Below are 24,974 nucleotides of genomic sequence, written 5' to 3' on the forward strand. Positions count from 1 at the left end.
GTCAGAGGCTGAACCGGGCCACCTGGCGGATCTTGTTCGTCGCGTCGAGCGCCGCGACCTTGTACGCCTCGGACAGGGTCGGGTAGTTCAGGACGGTGTCGACGAGGTAGTCCACCGTCCCGCCGCACGCCATGATCGCCTGCCCGATGTGCACCAGGTCGGTGGCGGAGGTCCCGAAGATGTGCACGCCCAGCAATTCGCGCGTCTCGGTGTGGACCAGGAGCTTGAGCATCCCGTAGGAGTCGCCGACGATCTGCCCGCGGGCCAGCTCGCGGTAGCGCGCGACGCCGACCTCGTACGGGATGGTCTGCGTGGTCAGCTCCTCCTCGGTGCGGCCGCAGTAGGAGATCTCCGGGATCGTGTAGATGCCGATCGGCTGCACGGACTGCAGCTCGCGGGCCGGCTCCTCGAACGCGTGGTACGCCGCCAGGCGCCCCTGGTCCATGCTCGTCGCGGCGAGCGCGGGGAACCCGATGACGTCCCCGACCGCGAAGACGTGCGGCACCGCGGTGCGGTACTGGTCGTCGACCGCGATGCGCCCACGGGAGTCGGCACTCAGGCCGGCGGCCTCCAGGTTGAGCGCGACCGTCTGCCCCTGCCGGCCGGCGGAGTACATGACGGCGTCGGCCGCGATCCGCTTGCCGGACACCAGACGCGTCACGGTCCCGTGCGTGTTGCTGTCGACGCCCGCCACCTCCTCCCCGAACCGGAAGGAGACCGACAGGTCCCGCAGGTGGAACTTCAGCGACTCGGCCACCTCGGGGTCGCACATCTCGAGCATGGCGGGCCGCTTGTCGATGACGGTCACGCGGGTGCCCAGCGCCGCGAACATCGACGCGTACTCGATGCCGATGATCCCGGCGCCGACCACCACCATCGAGTTGGGCACCTTCTCGAGCGCCAGCACGCCGTCGGAGTCGAGGACGGTGCGCCCGTCGAACTGCACGGTGTCGGGCCGGTGCGGACGCGACCCGGTGGCGATGACGACGAACCGCGCGGTGACCTGCGTGCGGCGGATCCCGTCGTCGTCGAGCACCCCGAGCGTGTGGGCGTCCACGAACGAGCCTGTGCCGCTGAGGATGTCGATGTGGTTGCGCAGCAGCTGGGCCCGGATGACCTCGTGCTCGCGGCCGATCACGTGCTGGGTGCGCGCGAACAGGTCCTCCATCGTGATGTCGGACTTCACGCGGTAGCTGGCGCCGTACACCTCGCGCTGCGCCATGCCCGTCAGGTACATGACGGCCTCGCGCAGGGTCTTGCTCGGGATGGTGCCCGTGTTGGCGGAGACGCCGCCCATCATGTGGCGGCGCTCGATGATGGCGACCTTGTGCCCGAGCTTCGCGGCCGCGATCGCCGCCTTCTGCCCGCCCGGGCCGGTGCCGATGACCACCAGGTCGTAGTCGTAGCGAGTCTCCGCCGCCTCGTGCGGCACGCCGGCCTCGCCGGGAACCCCGTCAGTCGCCATACCGGCAGTCTGCCCACAAAGCAGGCACCGCGTGAGTCGGGCGAATCACCGGTGCGTGAACGGTGGGGCTACAGCTCCACGACGATCACGTCGACGCCCGCGGCCACGATGCGGGCCAGCTCGTCGGGGTCGGCGGTCGTGTCGGTGACCAGGACGTGCACCTGCGCCAGGTCGGCCATCTTCGCCAGGGTCACCCGTCCGACCTTGGACCCGTCGGCGACGACGACCACGCGCTGGGCGTGGCACACCATCGCGTTGTTGGTGCGGGCCTCGGTCTCGTCGTGGGTGGTCGCACCGCCCGCGGCGCTGATGCCGTCGGTGCCCAGGATCGCGGTGCCGACGTTGATCGCGTTGAACGTGTTCTCCGCCAGGACGCCGACCGCCTCGAAGGACGTGGACCGGACGACGCCGCCGGTCATGATCACCTTGAGGTTGGGCCGCGAGGCGATCTCCATCGCGGTGGTCAGCGCGTTGGTGACGATGGCCAGGTCGGGCCGGTTGGCCAGCACCTTCGCCACCTCCGCGGTGGTCGTCCCACCGCTGATCGCCACGCTGTACGGCCCGGTGGGGATCAGCTCCGCGGCGCGCCGGGCGATCCGCTGCTTGGCCAGCCGGAACTGCGAGTCGCGCAGCCGCACGGGCACCTCGGTGCGGGCGGTCGCGAACGCGCGGGCGCCGCCGTGGGTCCGCACCAGCAGGCCCTGCTCCTCCAGGTCGGCCAGGTCGCGGCGCACGGTGGCCGACGAGACCCCGAGCGTCCGGGTCAGCTCCGCGAGCGTGACCGTCTCGCCCGACTCGAGCATGCCGAGGACCGCCACCATCCGGTCCGAGCGCTTGCGAGACGTCGCCCGCGGGACGTCCTCGGCCACCGACATCTGCCCCTCGCTCACTCAGATTGATCACTTCGACTGATCGAACGAGGAATTCTTGCACGAATCGATCAGCGCGGCGATCATCCCAGCATGGCCAAGATCGCGTTCGTCGGCGCCGGCAGCGTCGTGTTCACCCGCCAGCTCGTGGCGGACCTGCTGCGCTTCGGCGATCTCGACCTGGAGCTCGCTCTGCACGACGTCGACCCGGCGAGGCTGGCGGTCGCCGAGGGCACCGCCCACCGGCTGGTCGAGCAGCTGGGGCACCCGGCGCGGATCAGCGCCAGCCTCGACCGCAGGACGGCCCTCGACGGCGCCGAGTTCGTCATCAACATGATCCAGGTCGGCGGCATCGACGCGACGATCACGGACCTGGAGGTCCCGGCGCGTCACGGGCTCCGCCAGACGATCGGCGACACGACCGGCGTCGGCGGCGTCTTCCGGGCCCTGCGCACGTTCCTCGTGCTGACCGGGATCCTCGACGACATGCGCGCGGTCTGCCCCGACGCGCTGCTGCTCAACTACACCAACCCGATGGCGATGAACGTCTGGTGGGCCTCGGTCGTCGCCCCCGACATCCGCACCTACGGGCTGTGCCACTCGGTCTACTGGACCGCGCACGACCTCGCCGAGCTGCTCGGGCTGGACGTCGAGCAGACCCGGTTCCGCGCGTTCGGCGTGAACCACCAGTCCTGGCTGCGCGACTGGACGACGCTCGACGGCCAGGACCTCTACCCGCGGCTCGAGGAGCGCATCGCCGCCGACCCCGAGCTCGAGCGCCGGGTGCGCGTCGAGATCTTCCGGCGCATCGGCTACTACCCGACCGAGACCAGCGAGCACTCCGCCGAGTACCTGTCCTGGTTCCTGCGGTCCGACGCACAGGTGGACCGGTTCCGCATCGAGCCGCTGCAGTACCTGGGGATCAGTCGCGAGAACGTGGCCGAGTACGAGCGGGCCAGGGCGCTGCTCGACGCCGGCGCGGACCTGCCTCTCGAGGGCGGTGCCTCGGAGTACGCGCCGCAGATCATCCACTCGATCCTGACCGGCACGACGCGCGAGATCCACGTCAACGTGCCCAACCGCGGGCTCATCGACAACCTCCCCGCGGGCGCGGCGGTCGAGGTCCCCGCGCACGTCGACGGCTTCGGTGTGGTGCCGATCGCGATGGGACCACTCCCGGTCCAGTGCGCCGCCCTGAACCGGACCTACCTGTCCGTGGCCGAGCTCACCGTCGAGGCTGCCCGCACGGGCGACCCGCGTCTGGTCCGGCAGGCGGTGCTCGTCGACGGGAACGCGAGCTCGACCCTGACGCCCGCGCAGATCTGGGCCCTGTGCAACGACCTCGTCACCGCCCACGGCGACCTGCTGCCCGAACCTCTGCGGGCGCTCCTGTGACCGCTGCGCGCACCGCGGACCTGATCGCGGACGCGGTCGCTCGCGGCACCGCGGTGCTGGCGTTCAACGTCATCACGCTGGAGCACGCCGAGGGGATCGTCGCGGGCCTCGAGCGCGCCGGCCTGCCGGGGCTGCTGCAGGTCAGCGAGAACGCCGTCCGGTACCGGCAGGGTCACCCGGGTCCGCTCCTGGCGGCCTGCCACGAGCTCGCCGAGCAGGCGACCGTGCGCGTCGGCCTGCACCTGGACCACCTGCAGGATGCGGGGCTGCTGCGCGAGGGGGTGGCGGAGGCGGCTCGCTACGGCGTCTCGTCGGTGATGGTCGACGCGTCCCACCTCGGGTACGACGAGAACGTCGCGACGACGGCCGCGCTGACCCGGACCGCCCACCACGTCGGCCTGTGGGTCGAGGCCGAGCTGGGCGAGGTCGGCGGCAAGGACGGCGCGCACGCACCGGGGGTCCGGACCGATCCGGGGGAGGCCGCGGCGTTCGTCGCGGCCACCGGCGTCGACGGGCTCGCCGTGGCGGTGGGCTCCGTGCACGCCATGACGACGGCCACCGCGCACCTCGACCTCGACCTGGTCGCCCGACTGGCGGCCGCGGTGCCGGTCCCCCTCGTGCTCCACGGGTCCTCGGGGGTACCGCCGGCCACGCTGCAGGCCGCGGTCCGCGCGGGCATCCGCAAGATCAACATCGGCACGGCCCTCAACGTCGCCCTGACGGCGCAGGTGCGCCGGGCGCTGGCCGCCGACGACGGCCTCACGGACCCCCGTCGCTACCTCGGCCCGGCCCGGGAGGCGATCGCCGCCACGGTCGCCGCCACCTGCGCGACGATCCACGCCGCCTGAGGCCCGCTCAGAGCCCCAGCAGCCGCCGGGCGTTCCCCGCGTAGACGGCCTCGAGCACCGCACCCGACAACCCCAGCCCGGACACCGTCCACCGGCCCTGCGGCGGCACGGCCTCGCCCGGCGCGTAGTCGAAGGCCTCGTCGTCGGTCTCCAGGAACCGGAAGTGGGTGGTCAGCGCCTCGTCGGTCAGGGGGAACGCGTCGGTGCCGAACAGCACCCGGTCGCCGAACCGCTCCAGGAGGCGCCGGGTCCGCCGCGGCTGGCGCCCGAGCTCGGCCATGCGGCCGCCGAGGTCGACGTTCCAGTTCGGCGCGGCCGCGAGCAGGCGCTCGACGCGGTCGAGGTCCTCGGCGCAGCAGCCGACGTGGGCGCCGATGTACCTGGTCCCGGGCGTTGCGAGCACCAGCGTCTCCAGGGCGGTGAGCAGCCGGTCGAACGTCGGGTGCACCGAGTGGTCCCCGAACCACCAGTCCGGGTTCGCCTGCAGCTCGTCGATCCGCTCGTTGGTCTCGTCGACCGGGTCGAAGAACGCGACCGGGTCCGCGGTGTGGATGAGCACGGGCAGGCCCAGCGAGCCGGCCAGCGCGAGGACGCCGACCACGCGCGGGTCGTCGGGCAGCACGAGCGTGCCGGTGGCGTCGCGGACCGAGAGCCCGAGGTTCTTCCACACCTTGACGCCTCGGGCGCCTCTCCGGGCGCAGTCGCGCAGCTGCGCGGCGAGCAGCGCGGGGCCGTCGGGGCGGCCGAGCAGCTCCCAGTCGAGCTGGCAGAACGTGGCGAAGCGCGTCGGGTGCGCGCGGTCGTACCGGTCGAGGTTGGCCTCCAGCTCGTCGCCGTGCATGCCGTCGAGGTTGACCACCGTCGCCACGTTGCGACGGTCCATCAGGGCGAGCAGCTCCTCCACCGACGGCGCCGTCCAGCCCGGCGGGGTCAGCCACCGACCGAGGTGGTTGTGCACGTCGATGCAGGCCACGGCGCTGCGCTCCACCGACGTCGCGCGCACGGCGAGCCTGCTGCGGGGGTGCCAGGCGGCCAGGCGAAGGTGTGCCGCGGCGGTCCAGTCGGGCGTACCCACAAGGACGGTCCTTTCCCGGGCGCTCACGGATAGTGAGCGTTTGCCGCAGTTTCATTGCGGATCGATCAGTTCGGTACGCAGTATTGCGCACACGGCGCCGAGATCAACCCGGTCGCCGGAGCAGAGAGGCAGCACCCGTGAGCACCAGCACCACCGCGCGAGAGATCGCCACCCAGCCGTCCGTGTGGGCGCGCGCCCTGCGGGACGCCGCGACGACCGGCGAGATCCTCGGCCGTCCGGGCGACCGCGTCCTGGTGCTCGGGTGCGGCACCAGCGCGTTCGTCGCGGAGTCCGTCGCGGTGCTGCGGGAGCGCGCCGGCCTGGGCCTGACCGACGCCGCCTACGCCTCCGAGTGGCAGCCGGGCCGCACCTACGACCGCGTGGTGGCGATCAGCCGGTCGGGCACCACGAGCGAGGTGCTCGCCGCTCTCGACCTGGTCGAGCCTGGCACCGCCGTCGCCGCCGTCGTCGGGGTCTCGGACAGCCCGATCGCCCGCCGCGCCGACCACGTCCTGGTGCTCGACTACGCCGACGAGGAGTCGGTGGTGCAGACGCGCTTCCCGACGACGTTCCTGGCGATCGCCCGCACGGCGTTCGGCGACGCCACGGGCGGCCTGGTGGACGCCGTGCAGCGCGCCCTCGACGCTCCTCTGCCGGTGCCGGTCGACGGCATCGACCACGTCGTCTACCTCGGCACCGGCTGGACCTGCGGGCTCGCGCAGGAGGCCGCCCTCAAGGTCCGCGAGGCCGCACAGGCGTGGTCCGAGTCGTACCCCGTCCTCGACTACCGGCACGGACCCATCGCGGTCGCCCACCCAGGCTCGCTGGTCACCATCTTCGGCACGGCGGACCCCGCCATCGTCGCCGACATCGAGGCCACGGGCGCCCGCGTCCTGGCCACCGACGAGGACCCGCTGGTCCAGCTCGTGCAGGCCCAGCGGTTCGCCGTCGCGCTGGCCGAGAGCCGCGGCCTCAACCCGGACACGCCACGCCACCTGACCCGCTCCGTCGTCCTGTCCTGACCCGACCAAGACCCGCGCGCCACCGACTCGAGGAGACACGACGTTGACCCCCCAACGCTCGCACCGGAACCGCCTCGCCGCCCTGACGGCCGCCACCGCCGTCGTCGCGTCCCTGTCCGTGACCGCCTGCTCCGGCACCGCGCAGGGAGCCACCGAGCTCGACCCCGACGCCAAGACGACCATCACGTGGTGGACCGGCCAGGCCGACCAGGCCGAGACGATCCTCGAGGGGCTGGCCGCGGACTTCGAGGACCTGCACCCGAACGTCACCGTCGACATCTCCTCGGGCGCCCCGTCCACCGACGAGCTGCTGCAGAAGCTGTCGGCGGGCTTCGCCGGCAACACCTACCCCGACATCTCCTACGCGTACGGCTCGTGGGCCAGCGAGCTGCAGGCCTCCAAGCGCACGCTCGACATCACCGAGCAGGTCGCGGACCCGAGCGTGACGTGGGACGAGTTCCCGGCGGCGGCGCGCCAGACGGCCCAGCCGGGAGGCGGCACGACCATCGGCTTCCCCGCCGTCGTCGACAACCTCACCCTCATCTACAACACGACCGTGTTCGACGCTGCTGGTGTGGACCACCCGACCGAGGACTGGACGTGGGAGGACTTCCGCGCCGCCGCGAAGCAGCTCACCGACCCGAGCACCAACACGTACGGCTACGGCTACTCGGTGTCGGGCTCGGAGGAGACCACGTGGCAGTTCTGGCCGCACCTGTGGCAGAACGGCGGCGAGATCCTGTCCGACGACCAGAAGACGGCGACGTTCGACTCGGACGCGGGTGTGACGGGGCTGACGCTGCTGCGCGACATGGCGGTCGACGACAAGAGCATCTACCTCGACCAGACCGACACCAAGGCCGCCCAGCTGTTCGCCAGCGACCGGATCGGCATGATCACGTCAGGCCCCTGGACCCTGTACGACCTGCAGACGGCGAAGACCTCCTACGGCGTCGTGCCCCTGCCCGGTGTGGACGGCAACCACGAGAGCGTGTCCGGTCCGGACCTGTGGGTGCTGTTCGACCACAAGGACGCCAACCGCGCGCACTGGTCGTACGAGCTGACGAAGTGGCTCACGGCGGCCGAGCAGGACATCAGGTGGAACGTGGCCTACGGCAACCTGCCGCTGCGCTCGTCGGAGGCCGAGTCGCCGGAGTTCCTGGCCCAGGTCGACGCTCTTCCGGGTCTCGACGTCATGGCGGCCAACATGGTCAACTCCAAGCACGCCCGGCCGACCGTCAAGGGCTACGTCACTCTCTCCGAGGCCATCGGATCGGCGATCTCGCAGGTCATGCAGGGTCAGGGCGATCCGGCCGACGCGCTGAAGGAGGCCGCGGCCACGGCGACGCAGGGTCTCGGAGGGTGACGATGGCGAGCGCGACGGCCCCCGCCCGACGCCGTGGTGCGTTCCTCCCGCAGGCGCACGCCCCGCACGCCGCGGTGACCCGACCGGGGAGCCGCAGGGCGCGTCGGCGGGCCGGGCTGCAGGGCTGGGGGTTCGTCGCCCCGGCGATGCTCATCGTGCTCGGCCTGTCGATCTTCCCCGCGGCCTGGGCGTTCTGGCTGTCGCTGCAGAGCTGGGACGGCTTCTCGACGCCGACGTGGGTCGGGGTCGGCAACTACCAGCAGATGGTGACGGACGCCGCCCTGCGTGACGCGGTCGGGCACACCGTCCTCTACACGGCCCTGTTCGTGCCCGCCTCGGTGCTGCTGGGCATCGCGCTCGCCCTCCTGCTCAACCGGTCGCTGGTCCTCATCGGCTTCTACCGGACGGCGATCTTCCTGCCGTTCGTCGCGTCCGCCGCGGCGACCGGCATCCTCACCACCTACCTGTTCAACCCCCAGTTCGGGCTGGCCAACACGGTCCTGCGCGCGCTGCACCTGCCGCAGCAGGGGTGGCTGGAGGACCCCTCGCAGGCGATGGTCGTCATCACCCTGATGTCGCTGTGGGGGCAGGCCGCGTTCACCACCGTGATCTACCTCGCAGCGCTCCAGGACATCCCGGCCGAGCTGCTCGAGGCCGCCCGGATCGACGGCGCCAACCGGTGGCAGTCGTTCTGGCACGTGACGTTCCCGCAGCTGGCACCGGTCACGGTCTTCGTCACGGTGTGGCAGGTGATCGGGGCGATCCAGCTGTTCGACCTCGTGTACACCACGACGCGCGGGGGACCGCTCGACGCGACGCAGACGATCGTCTACTACCTGTGGCAGACGGCGTTCAAGAGCCTCGAGTTCGGCTACGCCTCGGCGGTGGCCTACGGCCTGTTCGCGGTGACGCTCGTGATCACCGGCGGGGTCGTCCTGTACTCCAGGCGCGCGAAGGTGGAGGCGTTCTGATGGCCGTGCAGATGCTGTCGCGCACGCCGGTCACCTCCGACGCCGCACCCCCGCGCCGGCACGGCCGCCGGCACTGGTGGTGGCACGTCCTGCTTGCCCCGGTGGCCCTGCTGTTCGCGCTGCCGTTCGTGCAGATGTTCCTCACGGCCCTGACGCCGGCGTCCGAGATCAACAAGTTCCCGCCCCGGCTGATCCCGTCGACCCTCACGCTCGACGGCTTCGCCAAGCTGTTCGCGGAGTCCGACATCCTGCGCTGGCTGCTCAACACGGTGATCGTCTCGACGGTCGGGGTCCTGTCCCACCTCGTGCTCTGCTCGCTGGCCGGCTACGGGTTCGCACGCCTGAGGTTCCCCGGCCGGACGTTCGGGTTCCTCGCGATCGTCGCCACGATCATGATCCCGACCCAGCTCCTCATGGTCCCGACGTACGTGATGTTCGCCAGGGTCGGCCTCATCGACACCCTGGGCGCCGCGATCGTGCCCTGGCTGGCCTCCGCGTTCGGGATCTTCCTCATGCGGCAGTTCTTCCTGTCGCTGCCCGCCGAGCTCGAGGAGGCCGCGGTGCTCGACGGCTGCTCGCGCCTCGCGGTGTTCTGGCGGATCGTCCTCCCGCTGGCCAAGCCGGCGATGGCGACCCTCGCGATCTTCACGCTGCTGGGCTCCTGGAACGACCTGGTCTGGCCGCTCATCGCGATCAACGACCCGAGCACCTTCACCCTCCAGCTGGGCATCACCAACTTCCAGGGGGACCGCCGCACCGACTGGTCGCTGCTCATGGCCGGCAACGTCGTCGCGACCCTCCCGCTCATCGCCTTCTTCGTGCTCGCCCAGAAGCAGTTCATCGCGACCATGACGTTCTCCGGGCTCAAAGGATGAGGCCCGTGCTGGTCGCCGGCGACGCCAACGTGGACCTCGTGCTGCGCGGCGATGTCGTGCCCCGGTTCGGGCAGGCCGAGCAGCTGCTCGACTCCGGTGAGCTGGTGCTGGGCGGCAGCGCGTCGATCGTGGCGTGCGGGCTCGCGCGGCTCGGCGTCCCGACGCAGCTGGTCGCGCGGGTGGGCGACGACGCGTTCGGCCGGTTCCAGCTCGACGCGCTCGCGGCCTCGGGGGTCTCCACGACGCACGTCGCCGTGGACCCGGACGTGCCGACCGGGTTGTCCGTGATCCTGTCCGCACCCGACGACCGCGCGATCCTCACCGTGCCGGGCACCATCCCCTCGTTGCGCGCCTCTGAGGTGCGGGCCGCGCTCTCGGCCACCGGTGCGGCGCACCTGCACGTGGCCTCGTACTTCCTGCAGCCGTCGCTCGCGGCCGAGCTGCCCGGCCTCCTCGAGGAGGTCCGCGCCGCAGGCGTCACCGTCAGCCTCGACACCAACTGGGACCCGGCGGGCCGGTGGGCGGGAGTCCTCGAGCTCCTGCACCTGGTCGACGTCTTCCTTCCGAACCTGTCCGAGCTCCGCGCCCTCGGGTCCGGTGCCGACGTCGACATCGCCCGGGACCTGGCCTCGCGCGGTCCGCGGGTCGTGGTCAAGGCGGGGGCCGACGGGGGTTGGTCGGTCGACGCTGCCGGGGCCGTCGCTCGTGCTCCCGGCCTGCCGGTCGAGGTCGTCGACACCACCGGTGCGGGCGACAGCTTCGACGCCGGCTACCTCGCCGCCCTCGCGCACGGGGTCGCCGACGAGGCAGAACGGCTGCGCTGGGCCGCGGCGGCGGGCTCGCTGTCCACGCTCGGCAGCGGGGGCACCGGCCGCCAGGCCACGCTCGCCGACCTCGGAGCCGCGTGATCACGGCCGCCGCGGTGAGCCCGTCGCTGGACGTCACGTACGTCGTCGAGGAGCTGACCGGCATCCAGCGCCCGCTCGAGGTGCACCGGGTGGCGGGCGGCAAGGCGCTCAACGCGGCCCGGGCGGCCGCGGCGCTGGGCTCCTCGGTGGCGGCCGTGGCCGTGCTGGGCGGTGGCGCGGGGACGACGGTCGCGGACCTGGCGCGCGCCGACGGGGTCGAGCTGCGGGTGGTCGACGGCGGCGGGCTCACCCGCACCTGCGTGAGCGTGCTCGCCCGGTCGGACGACGGGTTGACCGAGATCTACGAGCACGCGGTGCCGGTGCTGCCCGACGCCTACGCCGAGCTCGTCGACGTCCTCGACGACCTGCTCGCCGGGCGTCCCGGGTGGTGCCTGGTCAGCGGGAGCGTGCCGGCGTCGCTCGGGGCCGACGCCCTGGTCCGGCTGGCGGCGGTCGTCGCCCGCGCCGGCGTCCGCCTGGCCGTCGACAGCCACGGTCCCGCGCTGCGGGGGCTGCTGGAGGAGGCGTCGCCGGACCTCCTCAAGGTCAACCGCGCGGAGGCGTGCGAGCTCCTCGGTCTCGCCGTCACCACCCCCTTGGCGGCGATCGTGGACGCCCTGCACGCGCGCACCGGCGCCCTCGTCGTGGTGACCGACGGCGTGGCCGGGCTGCGGGCCACCGACGGCGTGCGCACGCTGCACGCGTCGTTGCCCGGCGTGGTCGGGACGTACCCGGTCGGCAGCGGCGACTCGCTGCTCGGTGCGCTGGTCCGGGCGCTCGACGAGGGGCTGGACCTGCCGGACGCGCTGCGGCTCGCGACGGCCGCCGGTGCTGCGAACGCCCTCGTGCCCGGGGCCGCCCGGTTCGACCTGTCGACGCTCGCGGGGCTCACCGACCGTGTCATCCTCACCGGCGGGACGGGTTAGGATTTCCGGCAGACCCCTCGTGCGGCGTCATCTCGCTGAACTCCCCCAGGGCCGGAAGGCAGCAAGGGCAGGTGAGCTCTGGCGGGTGTGCGGGGGGTCCTTTCTATGCCCGCAGCGCCAGGCGGGTGAACGTCTGACCCGCCCCGGCCTCGCGCTTGAGCCGGCGGACGAACAGGTCCAGCGCCGCCGGGTCCGCCACCACGGCGTGCAGCAGGTAGTCGTACGAGCCGGTGACGTGGACGGCGTCGAGCACCTGCGGGAAGCCCCGGCCCAGCGCGGCGGTGAAGGACTCGTTGCTGGTCCCGTCGGCGAGGCGCACCTCGACGAACACCTCGAGACCGGCGCCCGGGCGGGCGGGCGACTCGGCGGTCACGACCGTGAACCCGCGGATGGTCCCGGTCTCGACGAGCCTGCGGACACGGTTCGCCGCCGCGTTGGCACTGAGGCCCACCCGCTGCCCGAGCTCGCGGTACGGCAACCGCGCATCCGCGGTCAGCTCGCGGAGGATTGCGTCGTCGACAGAGTCCATCCGAGGATCATCGCAGTCGCGCGTGAGTTTCCGCAGAGTGCGCGTGACCGCTGACCCGTGCAGTGCGCAGGCTGAGCGCGTGTCGTCACCCCTCCTCCTCGGCGTGCTGGCCGGCCTGGCCGTGGCGATGCCCGTCGGACCGGTCGGCGTCCTCCTGCTGCGCACCGGCCTGGTCGACGGGGTCCGGGTGGCCGTCGGCGCGGCCTGCGGGATCGCGACCGTCGATCTCGCGTACGCGGTGGTGGCGGTCGCGGTGGGGGCGCCCGTCAGCCGCGTGCTGGACGAGCACGCGGCGCTCGTCCGGGGGATCGGTGCGGTGGTGCTCGTGGTCGTGGGGGCGGTGGGGCTCGTCGCCTCCGTCCGCGCCGCCCGCCGGCCGCTGGCGGAGACCGGTCCGTCCGCCGGGCCGTCGCCCCTGGTGGCGTACGTGCGCTTCGTCGGGCTCACCGCGATCAACCCGCTGACGGCGCTGACGTTCACGACCGTGGCGGTCGGGCTCGCCCTCGGCGTCGCCGGGACCACGTCGGTCGTCGCGTTCGTCGTCGGTGCGGGCGTGGCGTCGCTCGTCTGGCAGCTGCTGCTGGCGGTCGGGAGCGGGGTGTTCGGGCAGCGGCTCCCGCAGCGGGCGCGCGTGGTCGTCTCGGTCGTCGGGGCGGGTGCGGTGGTCCTGGCCGGGATCGCCCTGCTCGTCTGAGCTCGGGTCAGGAGACGGCCCCCGCATGCCGGCGGGCCAGTGGGTGGTTGGTGCCCCGGTCACCCGTCCGGCCAGGGGACGACGGGCGTCCGTCCCTGGGTGCAGGACGCGGCCCCACGGGAGGGCCCGCAGGTCGATGTCGTGCACGTACTCGGCCCGGCAGCCTGGCGGCATGAACACCGCCACCCCTCGCCTGTCCGCCCGCGGCCTGGTCAAGCGCTTCGGCTCCACCACGGCGCTCGCCGGCGTCGACGTCGACCTGCACGACGGCGAGTCGCTCGCCGTCATGGGCCCGTCAGGCTCGGGCAAGTCGACGCTCCTGCACTGCCTGGCCGGGATCCTGCCGCCCGACTCCGGCACGGTCGCGCTCGACGGGCTGCCGGTCGGAGGGCTGTCCGACCGCGACCGGTCGCTGCTGCGCCGCCGGCGGTACGGCTTCGTGTTCCAGTTCGGCCAGCTGCTCTCCGAGCTGCCGGCGATCGAGAACGTCGCGCTGCCCGCCATGCTGCTGGGGACCTCGCGGCGCGACGCCACCGAGCTGGCCGGCCGATGGCTCGGGTCGCTCGGCCTCGCCGGGATGGAGGGGCGTCGCCCCGGGGAGCTGTCCGGCGGGCAGGCGCAACGGGTGGCCGTGGCGCGGGCGCTGATCACCGGCCCCGCGGTCGTCTTCGCCGACGAGCCGACGGGTGCGCTCGACCAGGCGACCGGCCACGACGTCATGCGGATCCTCACCGAGACGACGAAGGCCGCGGGCGCGTCGCTGGTCGTCGTCACCCACGACAGCCAGGTGGCCGACTGGTGCGACCGGCGCATCGAGGTGCGCGACGGGCTCGTCGTCGGCGCGACCGCCGAGGTGCCGCGGTGAACGCCGTCCTCGCGCTCGCACCTCGGTTCCAGCGGGCGGGCGGTCGGGACGCCCAGGTCACGACGGGGCTCGCGATCACCGCGTTCGCCGTGACCACCGGACTCACCCTGAGCGTCGTCGGCGGCCTGCTGGGGTTCGCGTCCCGTGCGGAGCTGCCGGTCCCGCAGGGGCAGGGCGACGACCGCAGCGTCTACGTGATCCTCGCGTGGATCGCCGTCGTCCTCCTCGTGGTCCCCCTGATCACGCTGGCCGGCGCCGCCGCCCGCCTGGGGGTGGCTCGTCGGGACGCCCGCCTGGCCACTCTGCGCCTCCTCGGCGCGACACCCCGCGAGGTGGTCGGGCTCACCGTCGCGGAGACCGCGTGGCAGGGGTTCGTCGGCGCGGTCCTCGGCATCCTGCTCTACACCGCGCTGCTCCCCGTGTGCGCGCTGCTGCCGTTCCAGGGCACCACGTTCAGCGTCGCCGAGCTGTGGGTCGGGTGGGAGGGCTTCGCGATCGCGCTGGTGGCGGTGCCGGTCCTTGCCGCGCTGTCGGGGGCCTTCTCGCTGCGCCGCGTGAGCGTGTCGCCGTTGGGCGTCGCCCGGCGGGAGACGCCCAAGAAGATGACCTGGCTGCGTGCCGTCGTCGCCGTCGTCGGGATCGGCGCGTTCATGGTCGTCAGCTCTGTCGCCGGTGCCTTCGGTGCAGCGGCCGCGGCCGCGCTCATCGGGGCGTTGGCCGTCGGCTTCGCCACCCTGAACGCCGTCGGTCCGTGGGTGCTCGGCCTCGTCGGCAAGGTGCAGCTGCGTCGCGCGTCCACGCCCGCGCGGCTGCTCGCCGCCCGTCGGCTGCTCGACGACCCGAAGGGCGCGTGGCGCGTGGTCGGCGGCCTCGGGCTCGCCGGGTTCGTGGCCGGGGCGCTCGCCGTCCTGCCGTCCCTCACCGCGATCGACACCTCGCAGGACCCGCAGGGCGCGATCCTCATGGATGACCTGGTGACCGGCGGGATGGTCACGCTCGTCGTCGCCTTCCTGCTCGCCGCCGTGTCCGCGGGGATCGCGCAGGCCGCGTCGGTGCTCGACCGGCGCCGGGAGATCGCGCTGCAGAACCTCGCCGGCACCCCCGTCGAGCTGCACGACTCCGTCCGTCGGCGCACCGTGCTGGTGCCGCTGCTGTTCGTCGCCGTGGGGTCGGCGCTGACCGCGCTCGTCATGTTCTACCCGCTGCTCGGGCTGGCCGCCGTGGCGTCCCCGCAAGGACCCCTGATGCTCGTCGGGTTCCTGGTCGGCGGGTGCGCGCTGGTCTACGCGGCGACGGAGACGTCCCGCCCGCTGCTGCGGTCCGTGCTGGCCGACACGGTGGTGCGGGCCGACTGAACGTGTGTGGGTAAGGGCGTCTAGGGTTCGTGGCGTGACGACAGCCCTGTACCGGCGGTACCGGCCCGAGAACTTCGCCGAGGTGATCGGTCAGGACCATGTCACCGCGCCCCTGCGGCAGGCGCTGCGCAGCGGTCAGGTCAACCACGCGTACCTGTTCTCCGGCCCGCGCGGCTGCGGCAAGACGACCTCCGCGCGCATCCTCGCTCGCATCCTGAACTGCGCGGAGAACACCGAGGAGAACCCGACCGACACCCCCTGCGGCGTGTGCCCGTCGTGCGTCGAGCTGGCGCGCGGCGGACCGGGCAGCCTCGACGTGGTGGAGATCGATGCGGCCAGCCACGGCGGTGTCGACGATGCCCGCGAGCTGCGGGAGCGCGCCACGTTCGCGCCCGCGCGGGACCGCTACAAGGTGTTCATCCTCGACGAGGCCCACATGGTCTCGAACCAGGGCTTCAACGCGCTGCTCAAGATCGTCGAGGAGCCGCCGCCGCACATCAAGTTCATCTTCGCGACGACCGAGCCGGACAAGGTCATCGGCACCATCCGCTCGCGCACCCACCACTACCCGTTCCGCCTGGTGCCGCCGGACGTGCTGGTGCCCTACCTGCAGCAGCTCTGCGACAGCGAGGGCGTGCCGGTGGCCTCCGGCGTGCTGCCGCTGGTCGTGCGCGCGGGCGGTGGCTCGGTGCGCGACACGCTCTCCGTCCTGGACCAGCTGATCGCCGGCTCCGGCGGCGGTGAGGTCGGGTACGAGGGCGCGGCCGCGCTGCTCGGGTACACGCAGGCGTCGCTGCTGGACGACCTGGTCGAGGCGATCGCCGCCCGCGACGGGGCCTCGGCGTTCCGCGTGGTCGACCGCGTGATCTCCACCGGCCACGAGCCGCGGCGGTTCGTCGAGGACCTGCTCGAACGGCTGCGCGACCTCATCGTCATCGCGGCCTCCGGCGACGCCGCGGACGCCGCCCTGCGCGACGTCCCGACCGACCAGCTCGACCGCATGCGCCTGCAGGCCCGCCACCTGGGCGCCTCGGAGCTGTCCCGGTCCGCCGACCTGTGCAACGCGGCGCTCACCGAGATGACCGGCGCGACGTCCCCCCGCCTGCACCTCGAGCTGCTCATGGCGCGGCTGCTGCTGCCCGCGGCGGAGGACACCCGCTCGGGCCTCGGTGCCCGGCTCGACCGGCTGGAGCGCGGCCTGCCCGCCGACGGCGCCGCGGGGGTGCGCGTGCCGGTCGCCGGACCGCAGGCTCCCGCGCTGCCGGTCCCCGCCGCCCCACCCATCGCCGTCGCTCCGCCGGTTCCTGCTGTCGCACCCGTGGCCGTCGCGCCGCAGGCGGCTGCTGTCGCGCCCACGAGTGCGGGGACGAGCCCGCGTCCCGAGCCGGTGCCGACACAGCTTCCGCCACCCGTTGCCGCACCGACCGAGTCGCCTCGACCGACGGTTGCCCCGGAGCCGACGGAGGTGCCGGCCGAGTCGCCGACCAGCGACGCCGACGACGGCCCGCCGTGGGATCCCGCGCCGCCCACGGCTGTCGTCGAGCCCGTCGAGCCCGAGCAGGTCGCGACCCCCGAGCCGGCCCCAGCCCCTCCGACGGCACCGGAACCCGCACCTGCACCGGCCCCCGCCCGCGCCTCCTCCGGCGGACCGGACACCGAGGTCCTCCGCCGCCGCTGGCCGGAGGTCCTGGAGACGGTCAAGGGCCTGCGCCGCGTCACGTGGGCGCTCATCGACCCGCGGAACGCCCAGGTCGCCGAGCTCGACGCGACCACGCTGCGGGTGGCCTTCGACAACCCGGCCCTCGCCACCACGTTCCGCAACGGCGCGCACGCGGATGTCGTCGCCCGGGCCGTGCGGGAGACGCTCGGGTTCGACGTGCGGGTCGAGGGCATCCTCGCGGAGCAGGTGAGCGCCGCTCCGGCGGCACCGGCCACGACGCGACCCGCACCCGACGACCGCGCCAACCCGCGCGCGGTGACCCCGGCCGAGGCGGCGGCATCGTGGGACGACGAGCCCCCGATGCCCGAGCCCCCGGACGACGAGCCCGGCGAACCGGCCACCCCGGGCGCCCCGCCGCAGGACATCGCCCTGCCACCTGCCGGCACCGCTCGCGAGCGCGGTATGGCCGCGGCACGCGAGTCGGCGTCGCGGATGGTGCCCGGCGTGCCGGACGACCCCTCGCCGGACGACCCGGACATCACCTCGTCCAGCCTGATGGGCGCGCCGCTGGTCGCGCAGATGCTCGGCGGCACGGTCATCGACGAGCAGCTGGACGACGGCTCGTCGTGACCGACGCGTCGCCCGGTGCGTTGCACCACCTGGAGATCTGGGTGGGTGACCTGAGCGCGGCGGAGTGGAGCTGGGGCTGGCTGCTGTCGCGGCTGGGCTACGAGGTGCGCGACCGGTGGCCCGACGGCGTCAGCTGGGGACGGGACACGGGGCCCTACGTGGTGCTCGAGTCCGGTCCGGACGTGGCGTCGGCCCCGCACGACCGGCTCCGACCCGGCCTGAACCACCTGGCCCTCTGGGGCGGCTCGCGCGCGGACGTGGACGCGCTCGTCCAGGCCGCCCCCGCGCACGGCTGGTCGCTGCTGTTCGCGGACCGGCACCCCTTCGCGGGCGGTCCGCAGCACTACGCGGCCTACCTCGAGGACGCCCAGGGGTTCGAGGTGGAGCTGGTGGCGTCCGACGGCGGGACCCCACCGACCCCGTAGGCTGGCAGGCGTGTACGAAGGCGCGGTCCAGGACCTGATCGACGAGCTCGGGCGACTGCCCGGGGTCGGTCCCAAGAGCGCCCAGCGCATCGCGTTCCACATCCTCTCGGCCGATCCGGCGGACGTCCGCCGGCTGTCGGACGCGCTCACCGAGGTGAAGCTGCGGGTCCGGTTCTGCGAGATCTGCGGGAACGTCGCGCAGGAGCCGCAGTGCCGCATCTGCCGCGACCCGCGCCGCTCGCCGGTGACCATCTGCGTCGTCGAGGAGCCCAAGGACGTCGTCGCCATCGAACGCACCCGCGAGTTCCGCGGCAAGTACCACGTGCTCGGCGGGGCCATCAACCCGATCGCGGGCGTCGGCCCCGACGACCTGCGCATCGCCGGTCTGATGACGCGGCTCGCGGACGGCACCGTCACCGAGGTCATCCTGGCCACGGACCCCAACGTCGAGGGCGAGGCCACGGCCACCTACCTGGCGAGACTGCTGGTCCCCATGGGCCTGACGGTCAGCCGGTTGGCGTCGGGCCTGCCGGTCGGCGGGGACCTGGAGTACGCGGACGAGGTCACCCTCGGCCGCGCGTTCGAGGGCCGACGACGGATCAGCGCGTAGGGGAGCGGGCACATGAGCACCACGGCAGACGCCGATCTTCGCGAGATCGCCCAGGCGGTCGCGGCTGAGACCCGCAGCTACCTGACCACCATCACCGAGGTCGCCTCGGGCGCCAACCCGGACGCGTCCCTGCCGCTGCTGCTGCTCGCGGTCAGCGACGTGCTCGCGGCGGGCGCGCGGCTGGGTGCCACGACGGACGTGGTCCCCTCGGAGCGCTTCGAGCCTGACCTCGGCCCCGACCCGGACGTCGAGCCCCTGCGGGCCAACCTGGCCAACGTGTTCGAGGGCATCGACGAGTACGCCGAGGTGGTCGACCCGCTGCTGGGCGTCGACGTCCAGCCGGCGAGCGTGTCCGGCGACCTCGTCGCGATCGCCGGGGCGCTGGCCCAGGGCCTGCGGCACTACGAGACCGGCGGCGTGCTCGAAGCCCTCTGGTGGTGGCAGTTCTCGTATCTGTCCGACTGGGGCGAGCGCGCGTCGAGCGTGCTGCGCACCCTGCAGACGATGCTGGCGCACCTGCGGCTGGACGTGGAGGACGACGTCGCGGCCGAGGCGGAGTACGACGCGCTACAGCCGTAACCGGTCCAGGCGACGTAGGGGCACGGTCGCCGAGGCGGAGTACGACGCCCTGCAGCCCTGACCCGGCCGGGCGGTCTCAGGCAGGCTGTCGACGCGCGGCGAGCACGACGCCGACGGCGCCCAGGATCGTCCAGAACGCCACACCCCAACCCCAGAACGGCCCCGTGGCGACGGACTGCTCGATGTGCTCGTCGGAGACGATGCTGGCGCACTCGTCCAGCTGCAGGGGTGATCCGGCCCGCAGCAGGCGCGCGCCCCGGCGGATCCCGTCGAGCGGGTCGATGGGCCACGCCACCGCGCTGCGCCTCATCGGTCCCGGGTCCGGGGTGCCCGCGGCGTCGGCCACCAGGACGACCGGGTTGACCACCTGCACCCACCAGGAGCGCTCGGTGTGCGCGATCCGCCGGACGGCCGGCTCGTACCCGCAGGTGGGGTTGTCGGTGTTGGCCGGCGACGACGGGAGCACGGTGTAGACCTGCACCGGACCGGTCGTCGTGACCAGGGGGTTTGCGATCGCGACGAGCACCGGCGTCACCAGCGTCACCGCCAGGACGGCACCGACCGTCATGCGCACCACCCGCGTCGGCGCGCGCCCGGCGGTGGCCAGACCCTCCGCGACGCCACAGACCCCCGCGGCGAGCAGCGCGACCACCAGCGTCACGCGGACGACCGCGCTCGGGGGTCCACCACCGGCGACCAGCGTCAGGACCAGGAACGGGACGCCGGCGGCGACGAGGCCGCAGGTGCAGATCCAGCTGGCGAGCCACGTCCCCAGCGCCCGGTCGGCCGGTGCGGCCGTCACGGCGGGTGCGGTCGCGGTGAGCGTGGCGCCGGCGACCACGGCGCCGGCGAGCATCGTGAACGTGACGACCGCGAAGAGCGTCGGTCCCGGCGTCACCTCGAGCTCGCCGAACCCGAGGACCTGGCCGACCGAACCCGGGCCGGCGGCGGTGCCGGAGTAGCTGGTGACGGAGGGCAGCAGCCAGGGCAGCAGAGCGACCGCGACGAGCAGGACGCCGGCCAGCACGCCGCACCAGACCAGCAGCGCGCGCACCCATCGGGTGGTCCGACGACGGTGCCGGAGCTGGGTGGCCGCGACGGCGCGCGACCCCGCCCAGGAGACCCGACCGTTGCTCGACATCGGCACACCGTAGGGGCGAGCCGGGGTCGCGCACCGTAGCTGTCACCCGGTCGGCTCAGGCGACGCGCGTCCCCCGAGCCAGCGTGCGGGTGGGCACGTGCAGCCGCCGGACCGCGACCACGAACCCGCCGGCGCCCAGCAGCACGGACACGGCCAGCCCCCACGGCCAGACGGGCGTGCGCGAGGCCGTCTCGGTCCTGTCGTCGACCGAGGTCTGGTCGGTCCAGCACTCATCGAGCGGGATCGTGGGGCCCGCACGCAGCTCACGGACCCCGTCCCGGATGGCACCGAGCGGGTCGTTGACGTTGCCGGAGAACCTCGTGTACTCGGTCGTACCCGCGCCGTCCGCCAGCACGACGAACGGGTTGAGGCCCAGCAGCCACCAGGTGCGCTCCGTGTGGGTGACGGATCGCTCCTCGAGCCGGATCTCGCACTCGGCGTCGACCTCACCGGTCCAGTCCTGCGGGACGGTCGACACCTCGACGGTCTGGGTGCGCGAGATCGACGGGTAGGTGAGCCCGAAGAGGATCGGCGTCAGCAGGGTCAGCGCGGCGACCGTGAGGAACGTGAGCACGGTGGAGCCGGCCGTGCGCGCGGTGAGGGCGGAGAACCCCAGGCCGATGCCGCACACCGCGGCCAGCAGGACCGCGACCAGGATGATGACGCGCGGCAGCGCGGTGCCGGGCGTGCCGCCGAGGGCGAGTGCGATCCCGAAGAACGGCAGGCTGGCCACCAGGAACGCGCAGGCGGCGGCCCAGGCGGCGAGGAGCTTGCCGGCGGCGATCTCGGCCGGGGTCAGCAGGGTGACCTGCAGGGTCGCCAGCGTGCCGGCGTTGCGGTCCCCGTTGATGCCGGTGGAGGCCAGGGTCGGCGTGACCAGCAGGCCGAGGCCGAGCACGAGGAACGTGACGGCACCGAACAGCAGCGGGCCGTTGGTCGGCCGGTCGACGGACGACTCGCCCGCCGTGATCGCCGAGATGGCCCCGGACGTGAGCAGCGTGATACCGCCGACCACGACGAACCAGACGATCAGCGCGACGATCCACCGGGTCGAGCGCACGCGCTGCCGCAGCTCGAGGACCGCGACCGTGCGGACGCCGTGCCAGGTGAGCCCCCAGGTGGCCGAACGGGGTGCGCGAGGTGGCGTCGTCGACGGCTCGTGCTCGAGCTCGACCTCGGACATGGTCATCGCCGGTCCTCCTCGAGGGTCAGATAGGCCTGTTCGAGCGCCCCGCCGGCCGGCACCACGGACACGAGCGCGACCCCGGCGGCGACCGCGTCGCGGATCAGCTGCGCGGCACCCTCCTCACCGTCGACCTCGAGCAGCACGCCGCCGGAGCCGGTGGGGGAGACCGGCGCCTCGTCGGGCCGCCACGCCGCGCCGGTGCTGGTCAGCCAGGACGTGAGCGCCTCGACCGACAGCGCGCGGACGTGCCAGGAGCGGCCGCCGCCCGGACCGGCGTCGGGGACCACCGTGCGGCCGCGTGAGAGGAAGACCGCGTCGTCGGCCATCTCGTCGAGCTCGGAGAGGACATGGCTGGAGACCAGCACCGTGCGGCCCTCGTCGGCGAGCCTGCGCAGGAGGATCCGCAGGTCCACGCGGGAGCGCGGGTCGAGGCCGCTGGCGGGCTCGTCGAGGAGCAGGACCGCGGGGTCGTGCACCAGGGCGCGGGCCAGGCCGAGGCGCTGCTTCTGGCCGCGGGACAGGACGCTCGCGGGACGGTCGGCGAACTCGGTGAGGTGGACGGTGGCCAACAGCTCGGTGACCCGCTCGGCGGCCCTGGCCGCAGACAGCCGGTACGCGGCCGCGAACGTCAGCAGCACCTCGCGGGCGGTCAGGGAGTCCCACGTGCCGAACGTGTCGGGCATCCACCCGGTCCGCGCGCGGGCGGCCGGGCCGTGGGCGATCGGGTCGTACCCCGCCACCGTCACGGAGCCGGCGTCCGGGACGAGCAGGCCCGCCAGCACCAGGAGCAGCGTCGTCTTGCCGGAGCCGTTGGGGCCGACGAGCGCGGTGACCGCCCCCGCCCGCGCGGTCAGGTCGACGCCGTCCAGCGCCTTGACCTGCCCGAACGCCCGGTGCAGACCGCGCACCTCGATGCCGGCTCCGGGCGGGGGCGTCGCGGGTGGCGGTGCGGTCATGGTGTCGTCATCGACGGTGCTCGACATGGCGCCAACCTAGGCCTCGGCCCGGCCCCGGGGGAGCGTTCGGAGGCGGCGTCTGTGCAGGTGCTGTGGAGGGCTGAGCGGCCGTGATCCGCCATCTGAAACTCAGTGCCCACCTGATGGGCACGGCCGTACACTCGCCCGGTCCTGTCCGAGCCCGCGAAAGAGCTCTCCCGTGGCCTTGATCGTGCAGAAGTACGGCGGTTCCTCCGTCGCCGACGCCGCCAGCATCAAGCGCGTCGCGAAGCGGGTGGCCGAGGCGAAGCGCGCCGGTCACGACGTCGTCGTGGTGGTGAGCGCCATGGGCGACACCACCGACGAGCTCATCGACCTCGCCCAGCAGGTCACCCCGCTGCCGCCGCAGCGCGAGATGGACATCCTCCTGACCGCCGGCGAGCGCATCTCCATGTCGCTGCTGGCCATGGCGATCCACAACCTCGGCGTCGAGGCCAAGTCGTTCACCGGCCAGCAGGCCGGGGTGATCACGGACGAGTCGTACGGCAAGGCGCGGATCATCGACGTCACGCCCAGCCGCATCCGGCAGACGCTCGCGCAGGGGTCGGTGGCCATCGTCGCCGGGTTCCAGGGCGTCAACCCGACCACGAACGACGTCACCACCCTCGGGCGCGGCGGCTCGGACACCACGGCGGTCGCGCTCGCGGCGTCCCTCAAGGCCGACGTCTGCGAGATCTACACCGACGTCGACGGCGTGTTCACCGCGGACCCGCGCATCGTGCCGAACGCCCGCAAGCTCGACCGGGTCAGCTACGACGAGATGCTCGAGCTCGCGGCCAGCGGGGCGAAGGTGCTGGTCCTGCGCTGCGTCGAGTACGCCCGGCGGTACGGGGTACCGATCCACGTGCGCTCGTCGTTCACCACTCATACGGGCACCCTGGTGACGGACCAGCCCGCTGCCGAAGGAGAGATTGTGGAACAGCCGATCATCGCCGGCGTCGCGCACGACCGCAGCGAGGCCAAGATCACGGTCGTCGGCGTCCCCGACGTGCCCGGCAAGGCCGCCCGCATCTTCCAGGTGGTCGCCGGCGCGGGGGTGAACATCGACATGATCGTGCAGAACGTGTCGGTCGCCTCCACGGGCCTGACGGACATCTCCTTCACGCTGCCCGCCACGGACGGTGCCGCCGGCACGGCCGCGCTGACCGAGCACCAGCCCGACATCGGCTTCGCGTCGCTGCAGTACGACGACACGATCGGCAAGCTGTCGCTGATCGGCGCCGGCATGAAGTCGCACCCCGGTGTCTCCGCCAAGCTGTTCGCAGCCCTGTCGGACGCCGGCATCAACATCGAGATGATCTCGACGTCGGAGATCCGGATCTCCGTGGTGACCCGCGCGGACTCGCTCGACGAGGCGGTCCGCGCGGTGCACACCGCGTTCGAGCTGGACTCCACGGAAGACGAGGCCGTCGTGTACGGCGGGACGGGACGGTAGGGCCATGGGACTGAACATCGCGGTGGTCGGCGCCACCGGCCAGGTCGGCGGCGTCATGCGACGGCTGCTCGACGAGCGCGACTTCCCGGTCGACTCGATCCGCTACTTCGCGTCCGCGCGCTCGGCCGGCACCACGCTCCCGTGGAAGGGCACGGACGTCGTGGTCGAGGACGTCGAGACCGAGGACCTGTCCGGCATCGACGTGGCCCTGTTCTCCGCGGGCGGCGCGGCCTCGAAGGTGCACGCCCCGCGGTTCGCCGCGGCTGGTGCGCTGGTCATCGACAACTCGTCGGCGTGGCGTCGCGACCCCGAGGTCCCGCTCATCGTGTCCGAGGTGAACCCGGGTGCGCTCGCGGGGGCCGTCAAGGGCATCATCGCCAACCCGAACTGCACCACGATGGCCGCGATGCCGGTGCTCAAGGTCCTGCACGACGAGGCCGGCCTGCGCAGGCTCGTCGTCTCGACGTACCAGGCGGTCTCCGGGTCGGGCCTCGCGGGGGCCGACGAGCTGGACAGCCAGATCCGCGCCGCGGTCACCCAGGACACCCTCGCGCTGGTGCACGACGGGTCGGCCGTGACGCTGCCCGCGCCGGTCAAGTACGTCGCGCCGATCGCGTTCGACGTCATCCCGCTGGCCGGGAACCTGGTGGACGACGGCTCGTTCGAGACCGACGAGGAGCAGAAGCTGCGGCACGAGTCGCGCAAGATCCTCGACCTGCCCGGCCTGCTGGTGTCCGGCACCTGCGTGCGCGTGCCGGTGTTCACGGGCCACTCGCTGTCGATCAACGCCGAGTTCGACCGCGCTCTGTCGCCGGAGCGCGCTGCCGAGCTGCTGGCGACCGCGCCCGGCGTCCAGCTGACCGACGTGCCGACGCCGCTGCAGGCCGCCGGCCAGGACCCGTCGTTCGTCGGCCGGCTGCGCCAGGACGAGGGCGTCGAGGGCGGCCGCGGTCTCGCGCTGTTCATCAGCAACGACAACCTCCGCAAGGGCGCCGCGCTGAACGCGGTCCAGATCGCCGAGCTGGTCGCGGCGGAGCGCCTCACCACGGTCTGACGCAGCACCACGGCAACGCCCGCCCCCGCCGCGGGTGCGGGCGTTGCCGCGTCCACCCCGCAGCGTCCGCACATCCGAGCGTCCCGGCAACCGAAC

24 protein-coding genes and 1 other RNA gene are annotated in these 24,974 nt (G+C 73.1%); 18 read left to right on the forward strand and 7 right to left on the reverse strand.

The features are described 5' to 3' along the window. Nucleotide 1: 1 nt before the first annotated feature. On the reverse strand, nt 2-1,465 hold the full coding sequence (gene sthA, locus AC1DXT_RS08340; protein WP_477060896.1) for a Si-specific NAD(P)(+) transhydrogenase: 1,464 nt from the start codon (nt 1,463-1,465) through the stop codon (nt 2-4). Nucleotides 1,466-1,533: 68 nt separating this feature from the next. Further along, nucleotides 1,534-2,355, reverse strand: coding sequence for a DeoR/GlpR family DNA-binding transcription regulator (locus tag AC1DXT_RS08345; RefSeq protein WP_477060897.1), 822 nt, complete (start codon nt 2,353-2,355; stop codon nt 1,534-1,536). A 72-nt stretch (nt 2,356-2,427) separates the two neighbouring features. On the opposite strand from AC1DXT_RS08345, the gene melA reads away from it, so the two are divergent. Beyond that, nucleotides 2,428-3,729 carry an alpha-galactosidase gene (melA, locus tag AC1DXT_RS08350; RefSeq protein ID WP_477060898.1) on the forward strand — a complete coding sequence of 434 codons (1,302 nt, stop codon included), beginning with the start codon at nt 2,428-2,430 and terminating at the stop codon, nt 3,727-3,729. Beyond that, on the forward strand, nt 3,726-4,577 hold the full coding sequence (locus tag AC1DXT_RS08355; protein ID WP_477060899.1) for a class II fructose-bisphosphate aldolase: 852 nt from the start codon (nt 3,726-3,728) through the stop codon (nt 4,575-4,577). Before melA ends, AC1DXT_RS08355 begins: the two co-directional genes overlap by 4 nt. 7 nt (nt 4,578-4,584) lie before the next feature. Here the strand turns inward: AC1DXT_RS08355 and AC1DXT_RS08360 are convergent, their stop codons facing one another. Beyond that, nucleotides 4,585-5,652 (reverse strand): amidohydrolase family protein, encoded by a 1,068-nt coding sequence (locus AC1DXT_RS08360; RefSeq protein WP_477060900.1) that lies wholly within the window; start codon nt 5,650-5,652, stop codon nt 4,585-4,587. Between the two features lie 137 nt (nt 5,653-5,789). Between AC1DXT_RS08360 and AC1DXT_RS08365 the strand changes: the two genes are divergently transcribed. The 7 genes from AC1DXT_RS08365 to ffs all read left to right on the forward strand — a co-directional run bounded on the left by AC1DXT_RS08365 (nt 5,790) and on the right by ffs (nt 11,825). Then, a complete protein-coding gene (locus tag AC1DXT_RS08365; RefSeq protein ID WP_477060901.1) occupies nt 5,790-6,674 on the forward strand; it encodes an SIS domain-containing protein in 885 nt (294 codons plus the stop codon). A gap of 43 nt (nt 6,675-6,717) precedes the next feature. Next, entirely contained in the window at nt 6,718-8,040 is a 1,323-nt protein-coding gene (locus AC1DXT_RS08370) for an ABC transporter substrate-binding protein (protein ID WP_477060902.1), read from the forward strand. A gap of 2 nt (nt 8,041-8,042) precedes the next feature. Further along, complete coding sequence (locus tag AC1DXT_RS08375; protein ID WP_477060903.1) at nt 8,043-9,011, forward strand: carbohydrate ABC transporter permease; 969 nt, start codon at nt 8,043-8,045, stop codon at nt 9,009-9,011. Next, nucleotides 9,011-9,886, forward strand: a complete 876-nt coding sequence (locus AC1DXT_RS08380; protein WP_477060904.1) for a carbohydrate ABC transporter permease — start codon at nt 9,011-9,013, stop codon at nt 9,884-9,886. The genes AC1DXT_RS08375 and AC1DXT_RS08380 overlap by 1 nt, the downstream gene beginning before the upstream one ends. After that, nucleotides 9,883-10,794 carry a carbohydrate kinase family protein gene (locus tag AC1DXT_RS08385; protein WP_477060905.1) on the forward strand — a complete coding sequence of 304 codons (912 nt, stop codon included), beginning with the start codon at nt 9,883-9,885 and terminating at the stop codon, nt 10,792-10,794. Before AC1DXT_RS08380 ends, AC1DXT_RS08385 begins: the two co-directional genes overlap by 4 nt. Continuing rightward, a complete protein-coding gene (locus tag AC1DXT_RS08390; protein ID WP_477060906.1) occupies nt 10,791-11,720 on the forward strand; it encodes a 1-phosphofructokinase family hexose kinase in 930 nt (309 codons plus the stop codon). Before AC1DXT_RS08385 ends, AC1DXT_RS08390 begins: the two co-directional genes overlap by 4 nt. Before the next feature lie 8 nt (nt 11,721-11,728). Next, an RNA gene (ffs, locus tag AC1DXT_RS08395) (signal recognition particle sRNA small type) lies at nt 11,729-11,825 on the forward strand. Here the strand turns inward: ffs and AC1DXT_RS08400 are convergent. Continuing rightward, nucleotides 11,824-12,249, reverse strand: a complete 426-nt coding sequence (locus AC1DXT_RS08400) for an Lrp/AsnC family transcriptional regulator (protein WP_477060907.1) — start codon at nt 12,247-12,249, stop codon at nt 11,824-11,826. The two genes, ffs and AC1DXT_RS08400, sit on opposite strands and share 2 nt — an antisense overlap. Before the next feature lie 79 nt (nt 12,250-12,328). Here AC1DXT_RS08400 and AC1DXT_RS08405 point away from each other — a divergent pair, with 79 nt between their 5' ends. From AC1DXT_RS08405 to AC1DXT_RS08435, 7 genes are all read left to right on the forward strand, one after another. Continuing rightward, on the forward strand, nt 12,329-12,943 hold the full coding sequence (locus tag AC1DXT_RS08405; RefSeq protein ID WP_477060908.1) for a LysE family transporter: 615 nt from the start codon (nt 12,329-12,331) through the stop codon (nt 12,941-12,943). Nucleotides 12,944-13,115: 172 nt separating this feature from the next. Further along, entirely contained in the window at nt 13,116-13,808 is a 693-nt protein-coding gene (locus tag AC1DXT_RS08410) for an ABC transporter ATP-binding protein (RefSeq protein WP_477060909.1), read from the forward strand. Next, entirely contained in the window at nt 13,805-15,163 is a 1,359-nt protein-coding gene (locus tag AC1DXT_RS08415; protein WP_477060910.1) for an FtsX-like permease family protein, read from the forward strand. The genes AC1DXT_RS08410 and AC1DXT_RS08415 overlap by 4 nt, the downstream gene beginning before the upstream one ends. 34 nt (nt 15,164-15,197) lie before the next feature. Further along, entirely contained in the window at nt 15,198-17,453 is a 2,256-nt protein-coding gene (locus tag AC1DXT_RS08420) for a DNA polymerase III subunit gamma and tau (RefSeq protein ID WP_477060911.1), read from the forward strand. Then, nucleotides 17,450-17,878, forward strand: a complete 429-nt coding sequence (locus AC1DXT_RS08425; RefSeq protein ID WP_477060912.1) for a VOC family protein — start codon at nt 17,450-17,452, stop codon at nt 17,876-17,878. Before AC1DXT_RS08420 ends, AC1DXT_RS08425 begins: the two co-directional genes overlap by 4 nt. A 10-nt stretch (nt 17,879-17,888) precedes the next feature. Further along, nucleotides 17,889-18,488: a recombination mediator RecR gene (gene recR / locus AC1DXT_RS08430; RefSeq protein ID WP_056087653.1), complete on the forward strand. Its 600-nt coding sequence runs from the start codon at nt 17,889-17,891 to the stop codon at nt 18,486-18,488. Between the two features lie 12 nt (nt 18,489-18,500). Further along, the gene (locus tag AC1DXT_RS08435; protein ID WP_477060913.1) at nt 18,501-19,067 is read left to right on the forward strand and encodes a DUF5063 domain-containing protein; all 567 of its coding nucleotides are present in this window, start codon (nt 18,501-18,503) and stop codon (nt 19,065-19,067) included. A 76-nt stretch (nt 19,068-19,143) separates the two neighbouring features. Here AC1DXT_RS08435 and AC1DXT_RS08440 read toward each other — a convergent pair whose 3' ends face one another. The 3 genes from AC1DXT_RS08440 to AC1DXT_RS08450 are packed head-to-tail and all read right to left on the reverse strand — an operon-like array spanning nt 19,144 to nt 22,377. Continuing rightward, the gene (locus AC1DXT_RS08440) at nt 19,144-20,208 is read right to left on the reverse strand and encodes a hypothetical protein (RefSeq protein ID WP_477060914.1); all 1,065 of its coding nucleotides are present in this window, start codon (nt 20,206-20,208) and stop codon (nt 19,144-19,146) included. Between the two features lie 55 nt (nt 20,209-20,263). Next, a complete protein-coding gene (locus tag AC1DXT_RS08445; RefSeq protein ID WP_477060915.1) occupies nt 20,264-21,397 on the reverse strand; it encodes an ABC transporter permease in 1,134 nt (377 codons plus the stop codon). Beyond that, the gene (locus AC1DXT_RS08450) at nt 21,394-22,377 is read right to left on the reverse strand and encodes an ABC transporter ATP-binding protein (RefSeq protein WP_477060916.1); all 984 of its coding nucleotides are present in this window, start codon (nt 22,375-22,377) and stop codon (nt 21,394-21,396) included. Before AC1DXT_RS08450 ends, AC1DXT_RS08445 begins: the two co-directional genes overlap by 4 nt. Before the next feature lie 172 nt (nt 22,378-22,549). On the opposite strand from AC1DXT_RS08450, the gene AC1DXT_RS08455 reads away from it, so the two are divergent. Both AC1DXT_RS08455 and AC1DXT_RS08460 read left to right on the forward strand, forming a co-directional pair. Further along, nucleotides 22,550-23,824 (forward strand): aspartate kinase, encoded by a 1,275-nt coding sequence (locus AC1DXT_RS08455; protein ID WP_477060917.1) that lies wholly within the window; start codon nt 22,550-22,552, stop codon nt 23,822-23,824. 4 nt (nt 23,825-23,828) lie between these two features. Next, nucleotides 23,829-24,878, forward strand: coding sequence for an aspartate-semialdehyde dehydrogenase (locus tag AC1DXT_RS08460; protein ID WP_477060918.1), 1,050 nt, complete (start codon nt 23,829-23,831; stop codon nt 24,876-24,878). Nucleotides 24,879-24,974 lie beyond the last annotated feature (96 nt).

Source organism: Cellulomonas sp. P1_G12_2 (assembly GCF_056405535.1).

What these genes read in the sequence shown, in the direction of transcription:
- sthA (WP_477060896.1), bottom strand. Translation starts at nt 1,465, where the DNA reads ATGGCGACTGACGGGGTTCCCGGCGAGGCCGGCGTGCCGCACGAGGCG.
- melA (WP_477060898.1), top strand. Translation starts at nt 2,428, where the DNA reads ATGGCCAAGATCGCGTTCGTCGGCGCCGGCAGCGTCGTGTTCACCCGC.
- AC1DXT_RS08375 (WP_477060903.1), top strand. Translation starts at nt 8,043, where the DNA reads ATGGCGAGCGCGACGGCCCCCGCCCGACGCCGTGGTGCGTTCCTCCCG.
- AC1DXT_RS08380 (WP_477060904.1), top strand. Translation starts at nt 9,011, where the DNA reads ATGGCCGTGCAGATGCTGTCGCGCACGCCGGTCACCTCCGACGCCGCA.
- AC1DXT_RS08385 (WP_477060905.1), top strand. Translation starts at nt 9,883, where the DNA reads ATGAGGCCCGTGCTGGTCGCCGGCGACGCCAACGTGGACCTCGTGCTG.
- AC1DXT_RS08400 (WP_477060907.1), bottom strand. Translation starts at nt 12,249, where the DNA reads ATGGACTCTGTCGACGACGCAATCCTCCGCGAGCTGACCGCGGATGCG.
- AC1DXT_RS08410 (WP_477060909.1), top strand. Translation starts at nt 13,116, where the DNA reads ATGAACACCGCCACCCCTCGCCTGTCCGCCCGCGGCCTGGTCAAGCGC.
- AC1DXT_RS08435 (WP_477060913.1), top strand. Translation starts at nt 18,501, where the DNA reads ATGAGCACCACGGCAGACGCCGATCTTCGCGAGATCGCCCAGGCGGTC.
- AC1DXT_RS08440 (WP_477060914.1), bottom strand. Translation starts at nt 20,208, where the DNA reads ATGTCGAGCAACGGTCGGGTCTCCTGGGCGGGGTCGCGCGCCGTCGCG.
- AC1DXT_RS08445 (WP_477060915.1), bottom strand. Translation starts at nt 21,397, where the DNA reads ATGACCATGTCCGAGGTCGAGCTCGAGCACGAGCCGTCGACGACGCCA.
- AC1DXT_RS08450 (WP_477060916.1), bottom strand. Translation starts at nt 22,377, where the DNA reads ATGTCGAGCACCGTCGATGACGACACCATGACCGCACCGCCACCCGCG.
- AC1DXT_RS08460 (WP_477060918.1), top strand. Translation starts at nt 23,829, where the DNA reads ATGGGACTGAACATCGCGGTGGTCGGCGCCACCGGCCAGGTCGGCGGC.